The sequence below is a fragment of the Nevskia sp. genome (assembly GCF_023266035.1).
GTDB lineage: Bacteria > Pseudomonadota > Gammaproteobacteria > Nevskiales > Nevskiaceae > Nevskia.
Genome location: NZ_JAHFRY010000183.1, coordinates 1 through 6467 on the forward strand (window position 1 = coordinate 1; position 6467 = coordinate 6467).

A 6467-nucleotide genomic window follows, 5' to 3' on the forward strand; every position below is an offset into this window, starting at 1 on the left:
GACACGGTCACCGTCGCGCTGCCGGCCGCTTCGCTGATCGACGCGCTGCCGGCAGTGAATGCCAGGCTGCCGTTGACGCTGGGGCTGTCGTCGTCGTTGATGGTCACCGTGGCGATCGCGTTGGCGCCGAGTGCCGCACCGCTGACGCCGGACAGGCGCAACTGGAAGGTTTCGTTGGCTTCGGCCGTGGTGTCGTTGTAGACGGTGATGCGCACGGTCTTCGAGCTGGCATCGCCATTGGCCCAGCTCAGGGTGCCGCTGGTGGCCAGATAGTCGCTGCCGGCGGCGGCGCTGCCATTGGCGGTGGCGTAGCTCAGCGAGGCCGCGCCATAGCTGCCACCGGTGCGGTTGATGGTCACCGTTACCGTGCCGCCGTTCTCGGCCAGGCTGTAGATGGCAGCTGCGAAGGCCAGCGAACCTGGCGCGCTGTCGTTGTCGGCGATCGTCAAGGTCGCGGTCTTGACGCTGCCCAGGCTTGCGCCGCCGCCTGGCGCGCTGAGCGCCAGTGCCAGGGTTTCGCTGCTTTCGGCGAGGGCGTCGTCGATCATCGGCACCGAGAAGGTCTTGGTGGTGGCATCGCCATCGGCCCAGTTCAGCGTGCCGCTGGTGGCGATGTAGTCGCTGCCGGCGACTGCCGTGCCGTTGGCGGTTGCGTAGTTCACCGACACCGCGCCGGCACTGCCGCCGCTGCGCTGCACGCTGATCGTGGCGATGACGCCGTTTTCGGTCACTGCATAGCTCGACGCGCTGAAGCGCAGGCTGCCCGGCCCGGGCGCGATCGCCGCGAGTGCCAGGCTGGCATCGACCAGGCCGGTGCCGCAGCCGCTGCAACTGACGGGGAAACTGCGGACATTGCCCTTCAGCGTGCTTTCGACTTCGTCCGGCGTGATCGAAGGTTGGGCGGCATAGAGCAGCGCCGCGACGCCGGCGACATGCGGCGAGGCCATGCTGGTGCCCTGCAGGTAGGCGTAGGAATCGCTACCGGGCGTCGTTGCGCCGTTGTTGTAAGTCGACAGAATTCCCACCGTGCTGCCGCGGCTCATGTCGCCGCCCGGCGCGGCGACGTCCACTGAAGCGCCGTAGTTCGAGTACGGCGCACGGCTGCCGCCATCGCCGATCGCGGCGACGCTGATCACGCCGTTGCAACTGGCCGGCGAGAAGCCGGAGGCATCCATGTTGGCGTTGCCGGCTGCGACCACGACGGTGCTGTTGCGCGACCGGGCGCTGTCGATCGCACCCTGCAAGGTCGGCGACGACGAACACGGGTACTGACCGCCCAGGCTCATGTTCAGCACCTGGGCCGGCTGCGGGTTCGCCGGCACGCCGGACACCGTGCCGCCCGAGGCCCAGATGATCGCGTCGGCAATGTCCGAGGTGGTGCCGCCACAGCGGCCGAGCACGCGGGCGATCACCAGCTTGGCGCCATAGGCGACGCCGGCGACGCCGACGCCGTTGTTGGCCAGCGCCGCGATGGTGCCGGCGACGTGGGTGCCGTGCCAGCTCGAATTCGAGGTGCCGCTGCTGCCACAGGAGCCGGAGATGCGGAAGTCACCGGGATCCGAGGCGTCGCTGTCGCGACCGTTGCCATCGTTGGCGCTGGCCGCGTCGCTGATGAAGTCGTACTGGGCAACGATCTGGCCAGCGAGGTCGGCATGCGGCCGGTAGCCGGTGTCGATCACCGCGACGGTCGCGCCGCTGCCGTCGGTGCGATCCCAGGCCGTGTAGGCGTTGACGCCGGCCAGGCCATTGACCTGCGCGGGCCCGGCGACGCCCCAGAGGTTGCCCAGCCAGGGATCGTTCGGCGTCAACACCGGCTGCAGGATGCGATCGGGTTCGACATAGCGCAGCCCGGTCGGCCGGCGCGCCTTGATGCGCGCCGCAAGACGAGTGAGTGCGGCTTCATCGAGTCCGCCATCGGCGTCGATCAGCAGCGCGCCGTTGCCGAGCCGGCGCCGGTAGCGCATCGGCTGTCCCGCACCGGCGGCAAGATCGTCGACGCGGCTGCGCGCCGTTGCATCGAGCGCCTGCGCGGCCGCAAAGCTCATCGCCGTGCGGCGCCGGCCGCGAAACGCCGCGATGTCGTCCTCGTAGGCAACGATCAAGCGCGACGGCGGCAGCGGCTCGCTGGCGGCAAGAAAGCGGGCCTGCGGTTCGGGCGACACGATCGTCGCTGCGCTGACGCCAGTGTCGGTCGTGGCCAGCACCGCCGTAGTCAGTGCAGCGGCGAAAACAGTTTTCAGCGTGCTGGTGAAAAGGGGCATGGCCGCGTCCGCAGAACAGGGTGTACGACCTGTATCGGCAGCCACGCAGTGGTCTGAAACGCTCCGTCAACCGCTTGCGCAGCACCCTGGCACCACTGGTCGCGAATGCAATGAAACGATGACGCAAAGCTGGCGCGGAAGGGCTTTTTTTTCAGCTGTTTTTGATCAATGAAAACCGCGCCTGCCGCGATCTACCAGTAGGTATCGCGCTCGGCGGTCGCGGCGATCTTGTGGATGCTCAGGTCGGCGCCGTTGAACTCTTCTTCCGGGCTCAGGCGCAGGCCGAACGCGGCTTTCAGTGCGCCGTAGACGAGGGCGCCGCCGGTGAAGGCGATGGTCACGCCGAGTGCAGTGCCGACCAACTGCGCGCCGAAGCTCACACCGCCGATGCCGCCGAGTGCCGTCGAGCCGAAGATGCCGGCGGCCAGTCCACCCCAGGCACCGCAGAGGCCGTGCAGCGGCCAGACGCCGAGCACGTCGTCGATCTTCCAGCGGTTCTGGGTCAGGGTGAACATGTAGACGAACAGGCCGCCGGCCACGCCGCCGGTGGCCAGCGCGCCGAGCGGGTGCATCACGTCCGAACCGGCGCAGATCGCCACCAGCCCGGCGAGCGGGCCGTTGTGCACGAAGCCCGGATCGTTGCGGCCGACGAACAAGGCCACCAGGGTGCCGCCAACCATCGCCATCAGCGAGTTCATCGCCACCAGGCCGCTGATCTTGTCGAGCGTCTGTGCGCTCATCACATTGAAGCCGAACCAGCCGACGATCAGGATCCAGGCCCCGAGCGCCAGGAACGGAATGCTCGACGGCGGATGCGCGGAGATTTCGCCGGTCTTCGCATAGCGGCCACGCCGAGCCCCGAGCAGCAGCACCGCTGCGAGCGCGATCCAGCCGCCAACCGCATGGACCACCACCGAGCCAGCGAAGTCATGGAAGTGGGCGCCGAAGGTGGCCAGCAGCCAGTCCTGAATACCGAAGCCGCCGTTCCAGGCAATGCGCTCGAACAGCGGATAGACGAAGGCGACCAGCAGGAAGGTCGCCGCCAATTGCGGATAGAAGCGCGCCCGTTCGGCGATACCGCCGGAGACGATCGCCGGCACCGCGGCGGCGAAGGTCAGCAGGAAGAAGAACTTGGTCAGCTCGAAGCCGCTGTGCTGCGACAGCTCGGCGGCCGGCGCATAGAAATGCTGGCCGTAGGCCAAGGCGTAGCCGAACATGAAGTAGGCGAGTGTGGAGATCGCGAAATCGCACAGGATCTTGACCAGGGCATTGACCTGATTCTTGCGCCGCACCGTCCCGAGTTCGAGAAACGCGAAGCCGGCGTGCATCGCCAGGATCATGATCGCGCCCAACAGGATGAACAGGACGTCGGACGGCGTCTTGATGTCGTGCACCGATTTGGTCTCCGCCAGTGGTTATCCGGCGTCTATCTGGTGCGCCGGCCGCGGATTATTGCTGATTCGTGATCGACATCGGTGCGTTGCGCACCGTTCTCGTCAATGGACGAGGCTCGCCGATTGGGCCAAGCCCAACCGGCGAATCAAGCTCGCTGGCTTAGGCGGCGCCGGCGTAAGCCTCGTTGCCTGCCTCCACTGCATTCCCGCCGTTGCGGGCGTAGGCAAGGCGCCAGCGCTCGTAGGCGCCCATGCCGCCGTCTTGCCAGGGATGGAAACCGGGCTTGTAGTAGGCGAGGTAATGGCCCATCAGCGGACGGAACAGGCCGTTCCAGCCGTACAGCCAGCGCAGGCCGCGCGCCCAGATTCCGGCGCGCTGCCAGAAGCTGTAGCCGTCGACGATCAGCATGTGGCGCAGGATCAGGAACACGTGCAGCGGGAACATCACCGAGGTGTAGAGCATCACCCCGGCGCGGGTGAAATAGCCGGCCTTGGCGACGTTCTTCAGCACGTCGAAGGCAACGGCCTTGTGCTCGATCTCTTCGACGCCGTGCCAGATGTACATCGCGCGGATGCGCGGATCGGCTTCGGCGAACACGTCCGGCCGGTCGAAGAAGCTGTGCGCCATGATCGAGGTCAGATGTTCCGCGGCAGCGGTCTGCGCCAGGGTGAACGAGGCCGGCATCAGCTCGCGGATGCGGCCCAGGATCTTCTGCGTCTTGGCCTCGATGTTGTCGACTCTCACGCCCTGCGCCTGCAGGCGATCGTTGAACTGCTTGTGCACGCGGCCGTGCTGCGCTTCCTGGCGCATGAAGTCCTTCACCTGCTGCTGCAACTCCGGATCGACGATCTCGTCCTTGTAGTCGCGCACGCAGCTGATGAAGAACTTTTCGCCTTCGGGAAACAGGGTCGACATCGCATCGAAGAAGCGCGACTTGAAGGCGTCGCCGCCGAACCAGTAGCGCGGGATGTCGCCATCGAGATCGAAGTCGACCTCGGTGCGCGGCACGATCGGGTAGCCGGATGCGGTGGTGGTCTGCTTCATGGGGCTGCGCCTTTCACGGAATTCGTGAAGGGACTCTAGGCGTCACGCCCGGGGCAGGATATGACCGGCCGCGACCCGAGGGAACATTTCGCGACAGCCTTCAGCCTTCGGAAGCTTGCCGGCCCCGGAACGCGCTCGGCGACAGCCCGGACCAGCGGGTGAACGCTCGCGTGAAACTGCGGCGATCGGAAAAGCCGAGCCGCTCGCTGATCGTCTCCAGATCCTGCGGGGTGTCCTGCAACCACTTCGCCGCCAGCTTGAAGCGGGCACGATCCTGGACATCGGCGTAGCGCTGATCCTCATCCTGCAGGCGCCGTTGCATGGTTCGCGGATGCAGGCCGAGTGCCGCGGCCATCCGTTCCACGCCTTGTCCGAGCAAGGCCGGCTGCGCCTCGAAAGTCTGCTCGATCGCTGCGACAAGACCTGTGTTGGGTCCGGGCCTGGCCGGCAGCTTCGCGAGCCGTTGCTCGACCCGGTACTCGGCCTGCTTGTGCAGCGCCGGAAACGCACCTTCGAGCGGGCGATCGAGCAGCACGCGATCGAAGGCCAGCAGATGTTCGGGCTGATCGAACAGCACCGGCACCCGGAAATAGGCTTCATAGGCATCGCCATGCGCCGGGCGCGCATGGCGGAAACACAGCCGCAGGAACGGTGCCGACGGGCCGAGCAGACGCCGGCCGAATTTGACGATCGAGGCGAAGGTGGTTTCGCTGAAGTAGGGATTCGGCGGCGGTTCCACGCCGGCGGCGAGCTTCAGCACCAGATGCGCCTCGGCGCCGGCGTCTTCGAGCTGCACCTGGATCATCGGATTGATCAGCTCGCGCACCCAGTCGAACACTCGCAGACCATCGCGAAGAGTCGGGCTGGTGGACAGGAAAGTATCGATGTCCGGCAGATAATCGAAGGCGAAGGTTTCGCCGAGCACGAACGGGAAATGCAGCGGCGAATCGCGGGTGCGCGCCACGCAGGCGTTCATCACCTGCTGCAGCAGCGGCGCGCTGACCGTCGCGCTTTCGAGATGGATCAGGTCCATCGCGATGCCGACTTCGCGGAACACCGGTTCGATGTTGAAGCCGCACTGCGACGCCGCCTTGACCCAGTTCGGCAGGGTGATGAACGGAATCGGATCGAGATGCAGCGGCTGGGTCATCGGCCGAGTATGCCGCGCGCCGCTGATATCTCGGGGCTCAGGCCATCAACTGCAGGCTCGCCAGCCGCGCATACAGGCCGCCACTGTGCAGCAGCTCGGCCGGCGTGCCGATCTCGACGATCTTGCCGGCCTCGAGCACGACGATGCGATCGGCGCGCTGCACTGTCGCCAGACGATGGGCAATGATCAGGGTCGTGCGGCCGACCATCGCCGCTTCGAGGCCGCGCTGCACGAAGGCTTCGCTTTCGGCATCAAGCGCGCTGGTGGCTTCATCGAGCAGCAGCAGCGGCGGGTTCTTGAGGATCGCGCGGGCGATTGCCAACCGCTGGCGCTGACCGCCGGACAGGCGCACGCCGCGCTCGCCGAGGAAGGTTTTGTAACCATCGGGCAGGCGATCGAGGAACTCGTCAGCCCGCGCCGTGCGCGCCGCCTGCTGCACTTGCTCGTCGGTCGCCTCGGCATCGCCGTAGCGGATATTGGCGCTGGCATCGGCGGAAAAGATCACCGCGTCCTGCGGCACGATGCCGATCTGGGCGCGCAGTGCGGCCGGGTCCAGATCACGCAGATCGATGCCGTTGAAGCGGATGCCGCCGGCGCCTGAATCAACATCGTAATAG

At 66.6% G+C, this 6467-nt stretch carries 5 protein-coding genes; all 5 read right to left on the minus strand.

What is annotated here, in order from left to right; genetic code table 11:
- Positions 1-2261: S8 family serine peptidase (locus Q0D45_RS19990; RefSeq protein ID WP_293397211.1), on the minus strand; the 2261-nt coding region annotated here is incomplete at its 3' end.
- Between the two features lie 191 nt (positions 2262-2452).
- Positions 2453-3655, minus strand: a complete 1203-nt coding sequence (locus Q0D45_RS19995; RefSeq protein WP_293397214.1) for an ammonium transporter — start codon at positions 3653-3655, stop codon at positions 2453-2455.
- Positions 3656-3815: 160 nt separating this feature from the next.
- Complete coding sequence (locus Q0D45_RS20000; protein WP_293397217.1) at positions 3816-4700, minus strand: metal-dependent hydrolase; 885 nt, start codon at positions 4698-4700, stop codon at positions 3816-3818.
- A 100-nt stretch (positions 4701-4800) separates the two neighbouring features.
- Positions 4801-5850 carry an AraC family transcriptional regulator gene (locus tag Q0D45_RS20005; RefSeq protein ID WP_293397220.1) on the minus strand — a complete coding sequence of 350 codons (1050 nt, stop codon included), beginning with the start codon at positions 5848-5850 and terminating at the stop codon, positions 4801-4803.
- Between the two features lie 37 nt (positions 5851-5887).
- Positions 5888-6467, minus strand: a 580-nt coding sequence (locus Q0D45_RS20010) for an ATP-binding cassette domain-containing protein (protein ID WP_293397223.1), incomplete at its 5' end; no start/stop codon positions are given.

What these genes read in the sequence shown, in the direction of transcription:
- Q0D45_RS20000 (WP_293397217.1), bottom strand. Translation starts at nt 4,700, where the DNA reads ATGAAGCAGACCACCACCGCATCCGGCTACCCGATCGTGCCGCGCACC.
- Q0D45_RS20005 (WP_293397220.1), bottom strand. Translation starts at nt 5,850, where the DNA reads ATGACCCAGCCGCTGCATCTCGATCCGATTCCGTTCATCACCCTGCCG.